General features: G+C 70.4%; 18 protein-coding genes. 6 read left to right on the top strand and 12 right to left on the bottom strand.

Going from position 1 to position 17,480, the window contains the following annotated elements; all coding sequences use genetic code 11:
* Positions 1-28: 28 nt before the first annotated feature.
* From ACIBCM_RS19360 to ACIBCM_RS19370, 3 genes are all read right to left on the bottom strand, one after another.
* On the bottom strand, positions 29-757 hold the full coding sequence (locus ACIBCM_RS19360) for a hypothetical protein (RefSeq protein ID WP_399244742.1): 729 nt from the start codon (positions 755-757) through the stop codon (positions 29-31).
* A 160-nt stretch (positions 758-917) separates the two neighbouring features.
* Positions 918-1,349, bottom strand: coding sequence for a DUF3592 domain-containing protein (locus ACIBCM_RS19365; RefSeq protein ID WP_399244744.1), 432 nt, complete (start codon positions 1,347-1,349; stop codon positions 918-920).
* A gap of 64 nt (positions 1,350-1,413) precedes the next feature.
* Positions 1,414-1,611 carry a hypothetical protein gene (locus ACIBCM_RS19370; RefSeq protein ID WP_399244746.1) on the bottom strand — a complete coding sequence of 66 codons (198 nt, stop codon included), beginning with the start codon at positions 1,609-1,611 and terminating at the stop codon, positions 1,414-1,416.
* 863 nt (positions 1,612-2,474) lie between these two features.
* Between ACIBCM_RS19370 and ACIBCM_RS19375 the strand changes: the two genes are divergently transcribed.
* Positions 2,475-3,326 carry a hypothetical protein gene (locus ACIBCM_RS19375; protein ID WP_399244748.1) on the top strand — a complete coding sequence of 284 codons (852 nt, stop codon included), beginning with the start codon at positions 2,475-2,477 and terminating at the stop codon, positions 3,324-3,326.
* Between the two features lie 218 nt (positions 3,327-3,544).
* Here the strand turns inward: ACIBCM_RS19375 and ACIBCM_RS19380 are convergent, their stop codons facing one another.
* The 8 genes from ACIBCM_RS19380 to ACIBCM_RS19415 form a co-directional block, all read right to left on the bottom strand.
* A complete protein-coding gene (locus ACIBCM_RS19380; protein ID WP_399244750.1) occupies positions 3,545-3,943 on the bottom strand; it encodes a hypothetical protein in 399 nt (132 codons plus the stop codon).
* 95 nt (positions 3,944-4,038) lie between these two features.
* A complete protein-coding gene (locus ACIBCM_RS19385) occupies positions 4,039-4,329 on the bottom strand; it encodes a hypothetical protein (protein WP_399244752.1) in 291 nt (96 codons plus the stop codon).
* 203 nt (positions 4,330-4,532) lie between these two features.
* Positions 4,533-5,144: a phage tail protein gene (locus tag ACIBCM_RS19390; RefSeq protein ID WP_399244754.1), complete on the bottom strand. Its 612-nt coding sequence runs from the start codon at positions 5,142-5,144 to the stop codon at positions 4,533-4,535.
* A gap of 220 nt (positions 5,145-5,364) precedes the next feature.
* A complete protein-coding gene (locus tag ACIBCM_RS19395) occupies positions 5,365-5,772 on the bottom strand; it encodes a hypothetical protein (RefSeq protein WP_399244756.1) in 408 nt (135 codons plus the stop codon).
* 277 nt (positions 5,773-6,049) lie between these two features.
* Positions 6,050-7,168, bottom strand: coding sequence for a protein kinase family protein (locus ACIBCM_RS19400; protein ID WP_399244758.1), 1,119 nt, complete (start codon positions 7,166-7,168; stop codon positions 6,050-6,052).
* A gap of 118 nt (positions 7,169-7,286) precedes the next feature.
* Positions 7,287-7,544: a hypothetical protein gene (locus ACIBCM_RS19405; RefSeq protein WP_399244902.1), complete on the bottom strand. Its 258-nt coding sequence runs from the start codon at positions 7,542-7,544 to the stop codon at positions 7,287-7,289.
* Between the two features lie 28 nt (positions 7,545-7,572).
* Positions 7,573-8,268 (bottom strand): hypothetical protein, encoded by a 696-nt coding sequence (locus ACIBCM_RS19410; RefSeq protein ID WP_399244760.1) that lies wholly within the window; start codon positions 8,266-8,268, stop codon positions 7,573-7,575.
* Between the two features lie 37 nt (positions 8,269-8,305).
* A complete protein-coding gene (locus ACIBCM_RS19415; RefSeq protein WP_399244762.1) occupies positions 8,306-8,875 on the bottom strand; it encodes a hypothetical protein in 570 nt (189 codons plus the stop codon).
* A 244-nt stretch (positions 8,876-9,119) separates the two neighbouring features.
* Here ACIBCM_RS19415 and ACIBCM_RS19420 point away from each other — a divergent pair, with 244 nt between their 5' ends.
* The 5 genes from ACIBCM_RS19420 (at position 9,120) to tuf (ending at position 14,599) form a co-directional block, all read left to right on the top strand.
* Positions 9,120-9,569 carry a helix-turn-helix domain-containing protein gene (locus ACIBCM_RS19420; protein WP_399244764.1) on the top strand — a complete coding sequence of 150 codons (450 nt, stop codon included), beginning with the start codon at positions 9,120-9,122 and terminating at the stop codon, positions 9,567-9,569.
* Positions 9,570-10,243: 674 nt separating this feature from the next.
* Positions 10,244-10,615 (top strand): 30S ribosomal protein S12, encoded by a 372-nt coding sequence (gene rpsL, locus ACIBCM_RS19425; protein ID WP_003948652.1) that lies wholly within the window; start codon positions 10,244-10,246, stop codon positions 10,613-10,615.
* Positions 10,616-10,617: 2 nt separating this feature from the next.
* Entirely contained in the window at positions 10,618-11,088 is a 471-nt protein-coding gene (gene rpsG / locus ACIBCM_RS19430; protein ID WP_100108597.1) for a 30S ribosomal protein S7, read from the top strand.
* A 38-nt stretch (positions 11,089-11,126) separates the two neighbouring features.
* Positions 11,127-13,253, top strand: coding sequence for an elongation factor G (gene fusA, locus ACIBCM_RS19435; protein WP_399244766.1), 2,127 nt, complete (start codon positions 11,127-11,129; stop codon positions 13,251-13,253).
* 152 nt (positions 13,254-13,405) lie between these two features.
* Complete coding sequence (tuf, locus tag ACIBCM_RS19440) at positions 13,406-14,599, top strand: elongation factor Tu (RefSeq protein ID WP_399244768.1); 1,194 nt, start codon at positions 13,406-13,408, stop codon at positions 14,597-14,599.
* Positions 14,600-15,067: 468 nt separating this feature from the next.
* On the opposite strand, the gene ACIBCM_RS19445 is transcribed toward tuf, so the two are convergent.
* On the bottom strand, positions 15,068-17,113 hold the full coding sequence (locus ACIBCM_RS19445; protein WP_399244770.1) for a PIG-L family deacetylase: 2,046 nt from the start codon (positions 17,111-17,113) through the stop codon (positions 15,068-15,070).
* Positions 17,114-17,480 lie beyond the last annotated feature (367 nt).

A 17,480-nucleotide genomic window follows, 5' to 3' on the forward strand; every position in this document is an offset into this window, starting at 1 on the left:
CCTCAATTCACACATGGGCGCGGCCTCTTCACAGAGAACCGAGCGAGCCTATGAGCTGATCCACGGCGCTCCGCAGATTGCGGACGTCCTGGGTCACCGGCGCGATTCTGGGACGCTTCCCGTCCACTCCTCTGGGGTCCGGGGTATGGCGGTCCCTCACCTGTCCGGCGCTCTCGCGGGCACCGCGCAGCGCCCTGAGGATGCGCTCGATATCGTTCTCGTTGGCTGTGACCCTGCCGGGCAGGCCTTCCAGAACCTTCTTCTTCTGTTCGTCGAGGCGCGCCTTCTCCTCCCTCTTCCTGTCTTCTTCCCGCTGCTTCTCCGCGGACTTCTTGCTGAGCTTTCCGTGGATCCGCCGGCCGAGACGGTCGGTCAGCTCGTGAAGTTTTCTGAGGGAGTTGAAGTTCTTCTCGTCCACCTTCTTGAAGAGCGTCAGGTCGATCTTGAACGCCTGGATGTCGAACTTGACGACGGCCGCGTTGAACACCAGACCGAACACCAGCGGTCTGATGATCTTCAGCCAGCTCTGCATGGAGGTGACCTGGGCGTTGAGCCCCTTGAGTTGGGTCGCCACATCGGGGCCCTGGACCTTGCCCAGCATCGTGGTGAGGGCGCTGATGTCCGCGGTGTGCTTGGTGTCGGCCTGCTGGAGGTTTCCGACATCCGTCCTGAGATTGCCGACATCGGTCTTGAGGGTTCCGACGTCCTTCTCGACAGCGGCGAGGTCCTGGTCGAGGTCGGGGAGACTTCGCGCCATTTCTCCTCATTCCTGAGTGTGCGGAATTCATGGGTGGGCGGAATTCCTTGGTGGGAGGAATTCATGAGTGGGCGGAAACGGAAGAACCCGGCCCAGGGGGCCGGGTTCTTCGGGGCGCCGCGAAATCAGAGCCCTGAGACCGGGGTTGCGGAATCCGCTCCTATCGGGAGAGGAGTTCCCCGGTGAGCGCAAAGGAGCCGTAGGCGGCTCCGGCGGCGCAGATCACCATCGCGGTGATCATTCCGCAGCCGGTATGGCCGGGGTCGAGCGAGGTGACCGTGATCTTCCGGGGTGCCCGCGGGTCGTAGACGATGCCGAGCCGGTCGCCGACGCCGTCGGCCGGGGTGTGCGGGGTGCCCGTCGGGGACTCGGCCTCGACCGTGCTGCCGTCCGCCAGGGTGAAGGTGACCACCGGGAAGTGCCGGGGAGTGCCGTCGGTGTCCCGCCGCACGGTGAAGGCGACCACGGTGGCCTCCGCCGCGACTCCGCGCCGCGCGAGCCGGAACCTTCTCCGTACCTCCGCGGCGGCGCCCAGGGCCACCAGTGCGAGGACCACAGCGAAGAACCATCCGAGCACCGCTTCGGCCGTCATGCCCCGGGGTCTACCCCGGGCGGGGGAGCCCTATCGCGCGGGTGAGGGGGGCCTGCCGCCGGGCTCAGGCGAGGCGGTGGCGGATTTCCGTCAGCGCGTCGTTCCAGCCCGCCGTGTACGCGCTGGTCTCGCGAGCCGTGACCTCGGCGTCAAGGGTGGCGAGCAGGGCGTGCCGGTCGAGGGGGTTGCGGTCGCGCAGCAGTTCGCTGATGCGGTCGTGGAGCGTGTCATATGGGTGGCCGCCCCCGGTCTGAGACGTCATGGTGCCCTGCCTTCCGATCGCGTACCGGTGCGGCCCGGGCCGGAGCCCGGACCGGCCGCCGAGTCTATCGAACTGGTGTACGAAGTAGGCCGAGGAGGCGCGCGGTTACCGAGAGGGGGGAACGCGTGGGGGTCGGAGCTGCATCTGTGGGGGTGGATGGCCGGGTGTTCCGCGAGTGAACTGGAGGGGCGGCGAGCGCCGAGAGGCGGAAACGTGCGGTGCCCGGTGCCGGTCGGGAGTATGCGCGGCGGCCGGTGCTGCGCCTGCGGGGTTGGTGACCGGGCCTTCCACGAGTGAGCCGAAGAGACGGCCGGGCCGATAGGGAGGTCGCGCGATGCCCGGTGCCGCACCCGCGGGGGTGGGTGACCGGGTTTTCCGGGAGTGAGCCGAGGAGGCGCCCGAGCCCCGTGAGCAAGATCGCATGGAGGCTGGTGCCGCGCCTGTGGGGTTGGGTGACCGGGCTTTCACGAGTGAGTTGAAGAGAGGGCCGGGCCGATAGGGAGGTCGCGCGGAGGCCGGTGCCGCACCCGCGGGGGTGGGTGACCGGGCGTTTCGCGAGTGAGCCGAAGAGGCGCGCGGGTGCCGAAAGGGAGAACGCGCGGAGGCCGCGAGGAACGAGTGGTCGAGCACGATCGACTGTCGGTGCACGCTTGAGCGCCTCGGAGGTGAACCGAGCGCTCAAATAGAGGGGTCGAGCACGATCGACCGTCGGTGCACGCTTGAGCGCCTCGGAGGTGAACCGAGCGCTAAAAAAGAGGGCCCAGGCACCATGAGGGGGCGTCAAAAGGCGCGCGGTAGGGTGGTGTTGTTCCCCCCCGATCGCTTGGCTGGGAAGGCAATGCGAGTGATGGACGGGAACCTTGATGGACGGGAACAGGGACGCGGACAGAAGCGAGCCCGCGATCGACTGGACACAGCCGTCACCGGATCTTCCCCACCTTTTCGCCCGGATCTCCGAGCTGGTCCTGAGGCTGGGGCACCATCCCGCCGATCTGGTGGTGATGCCCCGTGCGGAGGCCGACCGGCGTGAGACGGCCGCGTTCACCGCGGGCTGGGCCGAGGCCGTGTCCGAGCATCTGCCCAAGGTCCTGCTCGCCTACGAGAAACGTATCGCCGAGGCGTACGCGCAGGGCCGGCTGGACGCCCGGGGCATCGGACGGCCTCGTCGCAGGGGCGGCTCCGGCGGTGACGAAAGCAAGGTGATCCCCCTGCCCCTCACTCGGCTCCTCGGACCACCGGGCCCCGTGGCCCCGTCCGGGGAACGTGCACGAGGGGACCGGGACGGAGGGCAGTCGGACGGAGAGGACCGGGACCGCGCCGGCCGGGACCGCTCCGGCGGCCCCGAGCGGACACCGGAGCCGGACGGTGAGGGACCGCGCCGCCGTGACGAACCTGACAAACCGCCGGAGCGGCACCAGGACCCCGGCATCCTGCTCTCCGCCCGGGAGTTACGGGGGAAGAAGGGCGCGCGTTCCGTCCGCAGGGTCTTGCGCGGCAGGGGCGGGCGCCCCATCGTGCCGCCGCTCGGCATCGCCCCCGCACAGGGCCGGCCCGCTCCGGGCCATGCGCCTCCCCGGAGCGAACAGACGGGGAGGGAAGTACGGAGGGGGCGGCGGCGCCCGGACGGATCCGGGGCTCCGGAGGGGCCCCGGGCACCGGACGGCGATCCGGCCGAGCGGGCCACGCCGCAAGCGCCCCCGGAGCCCGCCCCCTGAGGGGGGACGAACCCGGGGGCTCTGGTGTTCCGTCAGCCGACATCGGGTATCCGCCACATCCGCATCCGCCCATCCGGACCGGGTGCACCCGTCATGCTTCGTCCGTCGTCCGCGCTCGGCCGTCCGTCGTTCGTCCTCCATCGCCCGGAGCCCGTCCGACCGGGAGCCCGTGGCCCGGACCCCGTGGCCCGGACCCGTCGGCGGTCCCCCGGACCCCCTCAACCGAAGAATCGCGCGAGCTGTTCGGGTGAGGGAGCGCCACCATTGGTGCCGGTGCCGGTGCCGGTGCCGGTGCCGGTGCCGGTGCCGGTGCTCGTGTCCGTACCCGCGTCTGCATCCGTACGGGTACGGGTGCCCGTGCCACCGCTCCCGCCGCCCTCCGCCGTCTCCCCGCGGTCCTTCGGCCGGGGCACGGGCTCGGGGGCATCGGGCCGCTCGCCCTCCTCGTCCGTATGGACACAGGCGAACATCCAGTTGGCGGCGGCCAGATGGTCCACGGCGGCGGCCAGCAGATGATCGGTCACCGACCACTCGGCCGCCTCCCCGTGCAGCGAGCGGTTGACCGCGCTGTCCGGCGGCAGGTACTTGAGCAGTACGGCGAGCCGGCGGCTGGACACCTCGCCGCGGTGCCAGCCCAGCAGATCCGTGCCGTAGTAGCGGAGGAGGTCCGCCTCAAGGGCCTCGGCGTGTTCTTCGACGAACGCGGCGAGGCTCAGCCTTCCCCCAGGCCGAGCCCGGTCTCCCTGCCGTAGGCGTCCAGGACGGCCGCGATGTCCTGCATGGTGATGTCGTGCTTCTCGAAGCGGCCGAACTGCTTCTCGCCCATCAGGAGCGCGAGCAGCCCGTCCACGTCGTTGTCGTCGAGCTCGCGCAGCGCCCTGGCGGTGGTGCGGCTCAGTTCGGTGGGGAGGGTGAAGCTCTCGCCGTCCAGTTCGAAGGACCAGGTGCGGCCGTGAGCCTCCAGACGCTGGGCGCGGGCGGCGTTGACATCAAAAGGGGCCATGGTGACACGTACTCCTCGGGTCCGGAGCGGATGAAGGCCGATGAGCGCTTGCAGGCAGCGGTGCGCACGAGCGAGAAAGCCGTGCGCCCGAGCCGGGCAGCGGCGCGTACGAAACCGGCAGTGGTGCGTACGACGTTCGACGTACGAAGGAGGAGGGGGTGCGGGGCGGGACGGCGGGCGGCCGTCCCGCCCGGGGAGCGGGATTAGACAGCGGCGGAGTACGTGTTGTCCTTCATCACGAAGCTCGCCAGCGCCTGGCCGTCGCCCCTGGACATGGCCGTGAACGTGATGCCGAGCTGGGCCGCGGACTTGCGGGCCAGCTTGATGTCGTCCGACGCGGTGACCTGGCCGTAGGGGATGGCGAAGCGGTACTTCACGGCGGTCGGGGTACCGGCCTTGACATCGGTGAACTCCAGGCCGAGGGCCCGGACGTCCGGGTAGGCGCGGTCACCGATGTCGTACCGGTAGACGTCGGAGGCGGGGACGCCCTCCGTCTTGACCTCGCCGCCGCCCATGAAGAACGGCAGCGTGTCCTCGTTGAACTGGAGCAGCGCGAACTTCAGCGTCAGATCGCGGTCCGAGTAGACGAAGTGCACGGGGCTGACCGCCTGCCATGAGTCGACCGGCTCCAGCTTGTCCTTCTTGGCGAAGGTGACGCCGTCGGCGGAGGTGAAACCGAGGTCCTTCCAGCCGCCGCCGGTCCAGTCGGCGGTGGAGTCCGCGGTGAAGGCGGCCGGTACGGCGGTGCCGGCGGCGGCGACGAAGAGCCGGCCGGATCCGGCGACCCGGATCTCGGACGAGTTGGTTCCTGCCATGGTGGGCTTCTCCTTGGAGAGGGGGTGGTGCCGGGCCGGTGCGTCGGGCGCCGGAACGGCGAAGGCCCCGCCGGGGTCGGCGGGGCCTGATCGTGGGAGCGGGACTGAGCGGGACTGAGCGGGACTGAGCGGGACTGAGCGGGACTGAGCGGGACTGAGCGGGACTGAGCGGGACTGAGCGGGACTGAGCGGTGCTGTGCTGCCGGGCCCTGACGCGACGTCAGAAGACGTTCAGTGAGAGGCGGATCACGCACACATAGCGGTTGGCCGCCGCGTACACGTAGTCGGGTGTCCAGCGCGGCCCGTCCTCCTCCGCGACATCGGTGATCACATTGACGCCGTACGTCCTGCCGATCGCGGCGAGCAGCACCCGCCGGGCCTTGTTGCACAGGACATGGGCGGCGGACTTGGTCGGCCCGTACACCTCGAACTCGATCAGAGGCATGTCGACGTGCAGATCACCGGTCCAGGCCCCGCCACGGCGGTTGACGAGGACGGCTTCCGTGGTGCCGTTGAAGCCCGGCGGCGGGTCGACCGCGACATGGATCCCGGTGAGCGCGGTGTCCGCCCTGAGGATGTCGACGACCAGCGCCTCGACGTCTGGGAAGGCACTCGGGGGTGTGGTCATGACGGTTCACCTCGGTGCTGTGGTGGCGGGTGAGGTGCTGCCGGGCGGCGCCCTTCGAGGGGAGCGGGGGCAGAGGCGGGGCACCGCCCGACGGCAAACGGCGGAGCTGCGGCCCGTCTCGCGGGCACAGCTCCGCCGCTGCACCAACTGTGACAGAGAGCGTGCGCGCACGCAACTAGACGCGGAAAGTGTTGCCAGACGGGGAAAGTCCTGCGAATCCGCTGCACGGGGGATGGCACGGATGGAGCGGAAACCTCCGGCGCGGGCGCCGACCCCCTCACCGCGACCGGGCGGCCCGTGGTGGGAGGCTCTCCGAAGCCTGCGGGCCGCCCGGCTGTCCGATCCGGTGGAGCGCCTCCATCGGGTAGGGGGTGGTCCGGCTCTCCCGCTGGAACCGGCGGTAGAAGTCCCCCATCACAGCCGCGACCGGCGCGTCACGGACCAGGACCGCCGCGACCGGGGCGGGAATGCCCGCCGGGGACACCCCCTCGGCGCAGGTACGCACAAACGCCCTGCGCTCCTCCGGTCCGTATCCGTACAGCGCGACCGCCAGCCAGTTCACCAGATGCGTGGCGGTGTACGCCCGGTCGTAGGCGCGGTGCGCGCCGAAGAAATCGGCCTCGGCCCGTGTGCGCTCGAACCGGGAGGAGACCGCGAGGCCGTAGTCGGCGAAGAAGAGCCGCCGGCCGTCGGTCAGGATGTTCTCGAAGTGGGCGTCGAAGTGCAGCAGCCCGCGGGCGTTCATGAACGAGACGCCGGCTCTCAGCTCGTCGTCCACCATGGCGCAGGCCCGCTCGGCCGCCTCGTCACCGGCCCCGATCCGGTCACCGAGCCAGTCGTGCAGGTTCTGCGGGATGTACTCCAGGAACAGTACGAGGTTCGCCGGGGACTGCTGGAGAGCGTCGAGCCGGCGGCGTACGGCCGAGCCGCCGCCCCAGTAGGCGACGGCTCGTTCCACATCGGCCAGTTCCTCGGGGAGCGGCCGGCCGGGGCCGGGCAGTACCCGCCAGTGGTACATCAGCGGGAAGCCCTCGTGGTCTCCCGCGATCACCCAGTTCGTCGTCATGGTGTGTACGGCCAGCTCCCGCCAGGCGCCGAACCCCGGGCCGCCGATACTGCCGACGCCGTAGTGGCAGAAGAGCGGCAGCCCGAACACATTGGCCGTGGAGTGGACGTTCTCCGGCCGCAGCTCCAGATCGGTCAGGCGTACCTGTTTGGCGAAGACGGGAGTTCCCCCGACGTCCAGCAGCAGCGTCTGCCCGCCGATGCCGGAACCGATCGGTGCGGCGGCGTCCACGAGCTCCCGCAGCTCCCGATCACCGCACAGCGCCAGCGCGGTGGACACGGCTCCATGGGCGGCCAGACGTGCACCGCGGGACATGTCAGAGCTCTGCATCCGTGCCTCCGGCAGGCACCCGCCTCTCGTGCGACCAGGTCGGCGAACACCCGGGCAGGAGCTGCCGTCACCCTCTCACGCGGGGTGCGGCGATCCGTTCCTGCCCTGACGGCCGGGGTCACGCCTCGGGCGGGGCGGTGCGCGGGGCACGCCGGGCGGCGCGCGGGCTGCGCGGGCCGGTGTGCGCGGTACGCGGGGCCGGGCGCCCGGTGCGGGCGGCGCGCTCCGCGGCGAAGACGTCCTCCAGGCGGAAGAGCTGGGCCCGGCCCGCCCTCCCGGCGGCGGTCAGCCGCCCCAGCTGGACCCATTTGCGGATCGTGGCCGGGGCGACCCCGGCCTCCACCGCGGCGAGCGGTCCGGGAATCAGGGCGGGCAGTGGCTGCGGCAGCGGTTCCGGCACCCGTCTACTCCATCGCCGCGTCGAGTTCGCCCGCCCGGAAGCCCGCCGCCTCGGCCAGCTCCGCCCATCGCTCCTCGGGCCAGAGGTGGCGGTAGGCGGGGTCGTCCCGGCAGCCGCACGTCTCGTCGGAGCACAGACAGGCGGGGTTGACGCACAGCACGGCCCGGCGGTCCGGGAACGCCCGCAGCGACACCGAGTCGCACCAGGGGCAGCGACCCGAGACCCGTACGACCGGCTCGGTGTCCCCGAGGGCGCGGGCGCAGCGCCGGGCCATCCGGCGCAGCTCGTCCCGTACATGCGCCGCGAGCACCGGATGGGCCGCGATGCCGTCGAGCAGCCCGGCGATGCGCCGGAGCCGTTCGCCGACCCCGGCCCTGCCGGGCCGGGGCAGGGCGAGCCGGGCGCGTACGGCCTCCTCCAGCTCCGTCACCCCGTCGGTGATGTCGCGGATGGCGTCGGATATGTGCAGCCGGATCGGGGCGGCGCCGTGGCCCGGGACCGCGAGGCCGTGCCGCTGCTGGAGCAGGAGGGCCTCCCGGCGCTCCTCCCCGATGAGCCGGTCGCGCCCGGGGCGGGTCCCGGCGGGGGCGCCGGCGGTCGGGGTACCGCGGCCGGGTGCCAACTCCTCGGCCAGCTCGGGGAAATGGCGGACGAGCGAGGCCGTCCACAGGGCGATGTCGGTCAGGACGCGATCAGTCACGGGGTCTCCCGGAAGCTGCTCGGACACGAACGCGGACTCAGGCGGATGTGAATGCGGAGGCGGAATCGGGGACGGCGGACCCGGGCGTCCGGGCGGCCGCGGATCCGGCCGTACGGTCGGTGGCCGTGACGGACCCGGCGGCACGGGCGGTGTCGGTGTCGGACCCGGTGGTACGGGCGGCCGTGGAACCGGTGGTCCCGGTGTCGGTGAGCGACTTCGTGGTCCGGGCGGCCGCGTCGGCCCCGGGCGAAGGGGGCGCTGCGACGGACCCGGCCGTACGGGCGGTGTCGGTGTCGGACCCGGTGGTACGGGTGCCGGTGAGCGACCCGGTGGTACCGGCGGCGAGCGACCCGGCCGTACGGGAGAGCGGCACCGGGCGGCCGTTGCGCCACAGGCGGCCCGCGCAGACGCCGTCGAACCAGCTGTCCGCGGGGGCGACGGCCCGCTCGCACTCGCGCCGTACGGTGCAGACGGCGCAGGCCCGCAGCGCCGGGGCCGCCTGCCGGGCCCGCCGGGCGAAGACGACGGCGGGGGAGAGGCCGGCGCACGCGGCGGCGGCCTGCCAGGGGGAGGAGTCGGACGGATCGGAGGAGGAGTGCAGCGGCAAGACGGATCTCCAGAGTCCGGGGCCGCCCTTGCGCGCCGGGGCCTGAGAGGTCCCTGGGGCGCGGGAGGCCGACGAGTCCTGCGGCCAGTAAGGGTGGCATGTTGCGTGCGAGCGCGCAACGTAAACTTCTCTGAGGATCTTCAGGGAACTCCGGAGGGTCGACGCAATTGCGCGCATGAAATCACGTAATTCTGCGCGCGCAAGCACGCTAGAGTGGATTGTCTGAAAGACTAAGGAGCGGTACATGACAACTCGCGAGCTGGATGAGTTCGCAGGGTGGGTCGAGGGCCTGATGCGTGAGCGCGGCTACGACATCGACAGTCCGCGTGGTGGAGGGAAGTCCCGGATCGCGGACGAGGCCGGGGTGCACCGTGCCGCCGTGACCCGGCTGCTCCAGCGGCAGGGTATGCCCGACCTGGAGACCATGCGCAGAATCGCGCCGCTTCTCGGGGTCTCCGTACGCGACATGCTGATCCGGTCCGGCCGGGTCACCCCGGAGGAACTGCCGCTGGCGGCGGACCTGCTGCCGCCGGAGGACTGGCAGCCCTCGCTGGAGGACTTCGCGCGCTGGCTCGGGGTCCCGGACGACCGGCTGGATGTCTTCGTCAGAGTGGTGAACCAGTTCCTGGAGCCCGGCGACGCGTCCGTCAAGGGCCGCCGCCCGGTCGAGGGCCGCCGCGCCGCCCGGGACTGAGTCCCTCCGGACCGAGTCCCTCCGGGCTGAGTCCCTCCGGACTGGGCCGAGCCACCCTCCCGGATCCCTACCCCCACCCCCACCCCCGTTCCCGGGCGCCCCGAACCGACATGCGCCACGCGCGCGTGCGGACCCCCGCCGGCGCCGGCGGGGGTCCGGAAACCACCCCGGCAATCACCCCGTGCCCGCCGTGCCCGCCCGTGTGTCCCCGGTCGCCCGCGCATCCGGCCGCGCCCGCGCGCCTGAGTACGTGCCCGTGTACCCGCCCGTGTGCACCCGGTCGCGCCCGCGTACGTGACCGAGCGCGCGAACCCCGACCGGACCCCCGCCCGGCGCAGCGGACCGTACCCGGGCCGCGCCGTACAGTGACACGGGAGGGCGGTGTGTCCACCCGCCCGGAACCGCCTGTTCTCCGAGGTCGCCCCGGCCTTCCCGCGCGTGGGCATTTGTTTTGACCGGAGTCCATGCGGTAGGTACGCTCAGACCTTGTGCCTGGGGTGTGCCTGGGCTCGTGTGCGTGTCCTCAACCGCATGGCGAGTCCTCTGACCGGCCACCGCATTCTGCGCCTCCTCCGCCTTCGCGGCGGAGCCCCGCAGGCTCGACACACCCGACCGCGTGGGTCGGTGGGTTCCAGGTTAGTTTCACTGAACGGCACACAGAAACCGGAGAAGTAGTGCCTACGATCCAGCAGCTGGTCCGCAAGGGCCGGCAGGACAAGGTCGAGAAGAACAAGACGCCCGCACTCGAGGGTTCCCCTCAGCGCCGCGGCGTCTGCACGCGTGTGTTCACGACCACCCCGAAGAAGCCCAACTCGGCTCTCCGTAAGGTCGCGCGTGTGCGCCTGACCTCGGGCATCGAGGTCACGGCCTACATTCCGGGTGAGGGACACAACCTGCAGGAGCACTCCATCGTGCTCGTGCGTGGTGGCCGTGTGAAGGACCTGCCGGGTGTTCGCTACAAGATCATCCGTGGCTCGCTCGACACCCAGGGTGTCAAGAACCGCAAGCAGGCCCGCAGCCGCTACGGCGCCAAGAAGGAGAAGTAAGAATGCCTCGTAAGGGCCCCGCCCCGAAGCGCCCGGTCATCATCGACCCGGTCTACGGTTCTCCTCTGGTGACGTCGCTCATCAACAAGATTCTGCTGAACGGCAAGCGTTCCACCGCCGAGCGCATCGTGTACGGCGCCATGGAGGGCCTTCGCGAGAAGACGGGCAACGACCCCGTCATCACGCTGAAGCGCGCCCTGGAGAACGTGAAGCCCGCGCTTGAGGTCAAGTCCCGCCGTGTCGGTGGCGCGACCTACCAGGTGCCGGTCGAGGTCAAGCCCGGCCGCGCCTCCACTCTCGCGCTGCGCTGGCTCGTGGGCTACTCGCGCGCCCGCCGTGAGAAGACCATGACCGAGCGCCTCATGAACGAACTGCTCGACGCCTCCAACGGCCTCGGCGCTTCGGTCAAGAAGCGTGAGGACACGCACAAGATGGCCGAGTCCAACAAGGCCTTCGCGCACTACCGCTGGTAGTCGCTACCCACATCGAGACCGAGAGAAGACTGAGCCAAATGGCCACCACTTCGCTTGACCTGGCCAGGGTCCGCAACATCGGGATCATGGCCCACATCGACGCGGGCAAGACGACGACCACCGAGCGCATTCTCTTCTACACCGGTGTGAGCTACAAGATCGGTGAGGTCCACGACGGCGCTGCCACGATGGACTGGATGGAGCAGGAGCAGGAGCGCGGCATCACGATCACGTCCGCCGCGACGACCTGTCACTGGCCGCTCGAGGACGTCGATCACACCATCAACATCATCGACACCCCGGGCCACGTCGACTTCACCGTCGAGGTGGAGCGTTCGCTCCGCGTCCTCGACGGCGCTGTCACGGTGTTCGACGGTGTCGCCGGTGTCGAGCCGCAGTCCGAGACCGTCTGGCGTCAGGCGGACCGCTACGGCGTGCCGCGTATCTGCTTCGTCAACAAGCTCGACCGCACCGGTGCCGAGTTCCACCGCTGTGTCGACATGATCAGCGACCGCCTGGGCGCGACGCCGATCGTGATGCAGCTGCCGATCGGTGCCGAGGCCGACTTCAAGGGCGTCGTCGACCTGGTGACGATGAAGGCGTTCGTCTGGTCCGCCGAGGCGGCCAAGGGTGAGATGTACGACATCGTCGACATCCCGGCCACGCACGCCGAGGCCGCCGAGGAATGGCGCGGCAAGCTCCTCGAAGCCGTCGCCGAGAACGACGAGGAGATCATGGAGCTGTACCTGGAGGGCCAGGAGCCCTCCGTGGAGCAGCTGCACGCCGCGATCCGTCGTATCACCATCGCGTCCGGCAAGTCCCAGGACACCACCATCACCCCGGTGTTCTGCGGGACCGCGTTCAAGAACAAGGGCGTCCAGCCCCTGCTCGACGCGGTCGTGCGCTACCTCCCCTCCCCCCTGGACGTCGAGGCCATCGAGGGCCACGACGTCAAGGACCCCGAGGTGGTCGTCAAGCGCAAGCCGTCCGAGGAAGAGCCCCTGTCTGCGCTGGCGTTCAAGATCATGAGCGACCCGCACCTGGGCAAGCTCACCTTTGTGCGCATCTACTCCGGCCGTCTGGAGTCCGGCACCGCGGTGCTGAACTCCGTGAAGGGCCGCAAGGAGCGCATCGGCAAGATCTACCGTATGCACGCCAACAAGCGTGAGGAGATCGACGCCGTGGGCGCCGGCGACATCGTCGCCGTCATGGGCCTGAAGCAGACCACCACCGGTGAGACGCTCAGCGACGAGAAGAACCCGGTGATCCTGGAGTCCATGGACTTCCCGGCGCCGGTCATCGAGGTCGCGATCGAGCCCAAGTCCAAGGGTGACCAGGAGAAGCTGGGTGTCGCCATCCAGCGGCTCGCGGAGGAGGACCCCTCCTTCCAGGTGCACACCAACGAGGAGACCGGCCAGACCGTCATCGGCGGTATGGGCGAGCTTCACCTCGAGGTGCTCGTGGACCGGATGCGCCGCGAGTTCAAGGTCGAGGCCAACGTCGGCAAGCCCCAGGTCGCGTACCGCGAGACGATCCGCAAGGCCGTCGAGCGCGTGGACTACACCCACAAGAAGCAGACCGGTGGTACCGGTCAGTTCGCCAAGGTGCAGATCGCGATCGAGCCGATCGAGGGCGGCGACGCCAGCTACGAGTTCGTGAACAAGGTCACCGGTGGCCGCATCCCCAAGGAGTACATCCCTTCGGTGGACGCGGGCTGCCAGGAGGCCATGCAGTTCGGCATCCTGGCCGGGTACGAGATGACCGGCGTACGCGTCATTCTTCTCGACGGTGCCTACCACGAGGTCGACTCCTCCGAGCTCGCCTTCAAGATCGCCGGTTCGCAGGCGTTCAAGGAGGCCGCGCGCAAGGCCAGCCCCGTGCTGCTCGAGCCGATGATGGCCGTCGAGGTCACCACGCCCGAGGACTACATGGGCGATGTCATCGGCGACATCAACTCCCGCCGTGGCCAGATCCAGGCCATGGAGGAGCGGGCCGGTGCCCGGGTGGTCAAGGGCCTGGTGCCGCTCTCGGAGATGTTCGGCTACGTCGGAGACCTCCGCAGCAAGACCTCGGGTCGCGCAAGCTACTCGATGCAGTTCGACTCCTACGCCGAGGTTCCCCGGAACGTCGCCGAGGAGATCATCGCGAAGGCCAAGGGCGAGTAACTCACCCGAGTTCACGCTTTAGGCTTGTCACCGGAGCCCGCGGGTGCATTCCCTCCCAAACCGGAGGGAATGCGCCGGGCCCCGGCATCCCAGCAAAGATCACCTGGCGCCGATGAGTAAGGCGTACAGAACCACTCCACAGGAGGACCCCAGTGGCGAAGGCGAAGTTCGAGCGGACTAAGCCGCACGTCAACATCGGCACCATCGGTCACATCGACCACGGTAAGACGACCCTCACGGCCGCCATTACCAAGGTGCTGCACGACGCGTACCCGGACATCAACGAGGCCTCGGCCTTCGACCAGATCGACAAGGCCCCTGAGGAGCGCCAGCGCGGTATCACCATCTCCATCGCGCACGTCGAGTACCAGACGGAGTCGCGTCACTACGCGCACGTCGACTGCCCGGGTCACGCGGACTACATCAAGAACATGATCACGGGTGCCGCGCAGATGGACGGCGCCATCCTCGTGGTCGCCGCCACCGACGGCCCGATGCCGCAGACCAAGGAGCACGTGCTCCTGGCCCGCCAGGTCGGCGTTCCGTACATCGTCGTCGCCCTGAACAAGGCCGACATGGTGGACGACGAGGAGATCCTGGAGCTCGTCGAGCTCGAGGTCCGTGAGCTGCTCTCCGAGTACGAGTTCCCGGGCGACGACGTACCCGTCGTCAAGGTCTCCGCGCTCAAGGCGCTCGAGGGCGACAAGGAGTGGGGCCAGTCGGTCCTGAACCTGATGGCCGCCGTCGACGAGTCGATCCCGCAGCCCGAGCGTGACGTCGACAAGCCGTTCCTGATGCCGATCGAGGACGTCTTCACGATCACCGGTCGTGGCACCGTCGTCACCGGCCGTATCGAGCGTGGTGTCCTCAAGGTCAACGAGACCGTCGACATCGTCGGCATCAAGACCGAGAAGACCACCACCACGGTCACCGGCATCGAGATGTTCCGCAAGCTGCTCGACGAGGGCCAGGCCGGTGAGAACGTCGGTCTGCTCCTCCGTGGCATCAAGCGCGAGGACGTCGAGCGCGGCCAGGTCATCATCAAGCCCGGCTCGGTCACCCCGCACACGGAGTTCGAGGCGCAGGCGTACATCCTGTCGAAGGACGAGGGTGGCCGTCACACCCCGTTCTTCAACAACTACCGCCCGCAGTTCTACTTCCGTACCACGGACGTGACCGGCGTCGTGACCCTCCCCGAGGGCACCGAGATGGTCATGCCGGGCGACAACACCGTCATGTCGGTCCAGCTGATCCAGCCGGTCGCCATGGAGGAGGGCCTGAAGTTCGCCATCCGTGAGGGTGGCCGGACCGTGGGCGCCGGCCAGGTCACCAAGATCAACAAGTAGGTCACTTGTCGATCCGGCCTGGTTGCTCCTGAACGAGCACCAAGGGAAGAGGCCCCGCACCGGAAGGTGCGGGGCCTCTTCGCGCGAGGGGCGGCGGAGCCGCCGGGGGTGGGGCGGGGCCGGTTGCGGTACCCGGGGCCCGGGCCTGTCGGCACCGCCCTGGAACTTCACGTACCGGATCCGCGAGGAGCGAGCGGGGGCAGGGCGCATCTGCGATGGCTGCCGGCACGGCTCGCGTTGTCCGCCGGCACCACGTGCGGAGGTCTCGCGACATGTCCGCCGTTGTGCGAGGGCGCGACTTGCGTTGTCCGCCGTACGCCCGGTGAAGTCCGCGGGGCGCGGCCTGCCACGTCCGGCGGCACGTGCGATGTCCGGGGGCGCGGCCCCCGAGATCCCGCGCACCACCGGCTCGTCGCCGCGCCCGCGGACCACGGAGCGCGCGGCCCTGACGGCGGCACCCCGCCCGTGTCAGCCCGCGACGCCCGTCTCGGCCCGGCCCCGGCGCAGTATCCAGGGCTGGGCGTTCACCTCCATGCCGACCGCCGTGACCCCGGACCGGTGGACGACGAGGGAGGGGGAGCCCAGCGCGTCCCGCCACAGCATCCTGCCCGCGGGGGTCACCAACTGGATCCGGCCGTTCTGGTCCCGGCCGAGGAACACCCGCCCCCCGGGCACCGCGGCCACACTCACCGGGCCGTAACCGTCCAGTTCCCTGATCCTGCGCGTACGGGCGGGTGCGCCACCGGCCCGTACGGACAGCAGACGCGCGGACGCGGGCGCCCGGTAGAACAGCTCGACACCGCCGTCCGCCGACGGCAGGGCCGACACCGGTCCGCCGGGCACCGGCAGCGCGCCCGGGCCGCCCTCCCGGAATTCCACCGGTCCGCCGGCCGCGCTCTGCGCCCAGTGGTGCACGCTCGCGCGGCCCGCGGCGAAGACATGCACCAGTCCCGCGCCGTCGACGACCGCCGACAGGCCGTCCTGGATGTCCTCACCGCCGAGGTCCCGCCAGCGGTCCCAGGTCCCGTCCGCCCTCCGTACGCGGGTACTGAGCCCCCTCGACGCATTGCGGACGAAGAGATGGACCCGGCCGTCGGCGGCGGTCACCGCGACCGGTACGCCGATCCGGCGGCTCCCGTCGTCCGACCCCTCGGGGCTGCCGAGCCCGTTCCAGGCGAGGAACTCCCCGCCGGGCGCCCGCTGTTCGAGCAGCACGATCTCCCGTCGGTTCGACGCTCCCCGGCCGCCTATCGCGGCGAACCGCAGCGCGAACAGCAGCTGACGGCCGTCCCTCAGCGTCGCCGCCCCCAGCGTCGGCGCGAGCGGCCCCCCGCCCAGGTCGTCGGGCGCGCCCCACCGGCCGCTGCCGGGACCGGTCTCGCGCCAGCGGACCGCGCGCAGCCCCAGCACCCCGTACGCGGAGATCCGCCCGTCCGGGCCGCTGACGGCGACGGGCCGGAGCCCCGGGTAGCGGTGGTGCGTCGAGCGCACCCACCCCTTCCGGTTCCTCAGCGGGCGCACCCCGCCCACCGAGTAGTCGCCGCAGCCCGACGGGTTGCCGCAGCTCCACCGCGGATCACCGCCGTAGGGGACCAGATGGGACGCCTTCTTCTTCAGGACCAGCGGCGGCAGATTCTTGGGCCAGTGCCGGTTGTAGTAGCCCCGGAACGCCGTCGCGACGAACCCCGGCACCCGTCCGCCGTCCGCGGTCGCGTCCCGGACCCAGCGCACCATGGCCGCCCAGCTGAAACAGGCGGTGGCGGTGTGGTCGGCGTGGTCCGAGTACCCGGGCTGCTCGCTGTCCTTCCTGCGGGTCGCCTCATTGCTGTGCTGGATGTCCGGGTCCGGGTCCAGCGTCTGTATCACCGTGGGCCGGTACTGGTCCATCAGCCCCACCAGGACGTCGATGAGCCCGTCGTAGTCGTACGGGACCGTCCTGCGCAGCGGTGAGTCCTTCGCCATCACGGTGTGCACGCCGAGACCTCGGTCCCTCCAGAGCGCGGGGAGCGCGGCACGCTCCCGGGAGGTGTTCATCGGCAGATTGAGGAAGACCAGCTCCACCCGGCGGGTGCCGTGGCTCAGCGTGTCGACCTCGGCGACGCGGTCCCCGCGCAGGGAGGCGACGCCCCTGGTCCAGGGGGTGAACTTGTCCAGGCCGAGCAGGGTCGCGTACGCCTGCCGCAGTCCCTGGTGGCGCGCGGAGGAGTACGCGGCACGGTCGGAGCGGACCTCGCCGTGGTGCCCGGGGACGCGGTTGAGGCCGTTGTGCTCGCCCGCGGTCACATACACGCAGACCAGGGGCACTCCCGCGTCCAGCATCCGCTGGGTGTCCGGGTTCATGAAGTACAGGTCGTCGTCCGGGTGCGCGAGTATCTGCATCAGCTGCGCCCGCCTCGAACTCGCGATCGGCATGCCCGGCGCCGGGTCGGCCGTCGGTACGGTGCTCTGGGCCTCCGGCACGGTGCAGCCGCTGACGACTCCGGCCCCGACGAGCGCGGACACCGCGGCGAGCACGGACCTCCGGCGGGGGGCGGCGCGCCCGCCGCCGCTCCGAGGGGTGCCGCCGGACCGGCCGCCGGTGTCCGGAACCCCGTCCGGGCCGCCGGTGTCCGGATCCCCGTCCCGGCCGCCTCCGGCGGGCGCGGACGGGCATGGAACATGAACAGAAGTGTGATCCATATGGTGTGTGCTCCGTCCGCTTCCCCGGCAGCGGGCCGGTGTGCCCCCGTCTGCTTGCTGTGATCGTGAGAATCGCTGAATGGGCTGGTCAGGCCGCATCCGCGATCATCTAGACGGATTATTCGCAGTCGAGGTTGCCTCGGGCGAGGACGTGTGTTCCGGGCGGGACGGAATACGTGTCGTGCTCAAGGGGAGCCGTTGG

Source organism: Streptomyces sp. NPDC051018 (genome assembly GCF_044456085.1).
Lineage (GTDB): Bacteria > Actinomycetota > Actinomycetes > Streptomycetales > Streptomycetaceae > Streptomyces.